The sequence below is a fragment of the Vibrio sp. 10N.239.312.D08 genome (genome assembly GCF_041466145.1).
Lineage (GTDB): Bacteria > Pseudomonadota > Gammaproteobacteria > Enterobacterales > Vibrionaceae > Vibrio > Vibrio crassostreae_C.
Window position 1 is genome coordinate 1 of record NZ_JBFSSD010000124.1, and the last position, 1,309, is coordinate 1,309.

Here is a 1,309-nt window from a genome sequence, read left to right on the forward strand (position 1 = left end):
ACCCAAAGTGCTCACAAATGATTTGAAAAAACGGGCAAAGAAACTCAAGAAACAGGGTGTAGGCAACGGACGAATTTCTGATTTCAAAGTGGATGGGCTGGCCTTATTTAAACGTGAGTTTGAAGTGCAGCACATGCTGATTGACGGCACCACAGGGGCCGGTAAATCCGTCATGCTGCGGAAACTGCTGCGCTGGATACGCAAACGTGGGGATAAAGCGATTATTTATGATAAAGGCTGCACCTTTACCAGTAAGTTCTTTGACCCTAGCCAAGACACCTTACTCAACCCCTTCGATGAACGCTGCGCCAATTGGGATGTCTGGTGCGATGCAAAAGAAGCCCCTGACTTTGAAAATATCGCCAGCGCCCTTATCCCGCAGCATGGCGAAGGTGACCCATTCTGGGTCGACTCCGCCCGGACTATCTTTTCAAGTGCGGCGTATCGCATGAGCCAAGATGACAAGCCCTGCTCGACCGCAAGGCTGCTTAGCCTGATACTCACGTCTGAACTTGAAACCCTGGGTAATTTCCTGCAAGGCACAGAGTCTGCTTCCCTGGTCTCGAAAGACATCAAAAAGACGGCCATCTCCATTAAGTCGGTGCTCGCTACCTACATTAAGAGCCTACGCTTTTTAGATGGCTTGGATGACAAAGACACGAAAGGAGAGCCCAAACGTAAACCGTTTTCTATCACCGATTGGGTACAAGATGACAAACAAAAAGGCTTTTTGTTTTTATCGAGTAACGCGCAGCAACACGCCTCATTGCGTCCTTTGATTTCGACGTGGCTTGCCATTGCTTCTAACGCTATCTTGGGACTCAAAGACGATGAAGACCGCCGCATCTGGGTGATTATGGATGAAATGCCAAGTCTGCATAAACTGCCTGAGCTTGACACCATCATTGCCGAAGTGCGTAAGTTTGGGGGCTGTTATGTGATTGGTCTCCAGTCTTATGCGCAGCTCGTGAAAACCTACGGAAAAATACCGCGGACGTTATTTTTGATTTACTCAACTCTCGCTTTTACTTTCGCGCCCCATCAGCGCAGATGGCACAAATCTCATCCAAAGATTTGGGTGAGCAAGAGGTGGATGTCTCAAGAGAGCACATTTCTTACGGTGCAAATGCACTCCGTGATGGGGTATCGATTGGCCACCAGACGGTGACACGACCGGTTATCTCTAGCAGTGAAATCCAAGCCATGGATGATTTGCAATGTTACCTTCGCGTACCAGGAAGCAGCTTTATCACTCGACTGGATTTGCACTTTGATAAGATGCGAGATGTGACACCAGCCTTTATCAAAC

Annotated in this window: 1 pseudogene; it reads left to right on the forward strand. The window is 48.4% G+C overall.

The features are described 5' to 3' along the window. A pseudogene (gene traD / locus AB6D58_RS24455) lies at positions 1-1,309 on the forward strand (type IV conjugative transfer system coupling protein TraD); the annotation flags it as partial.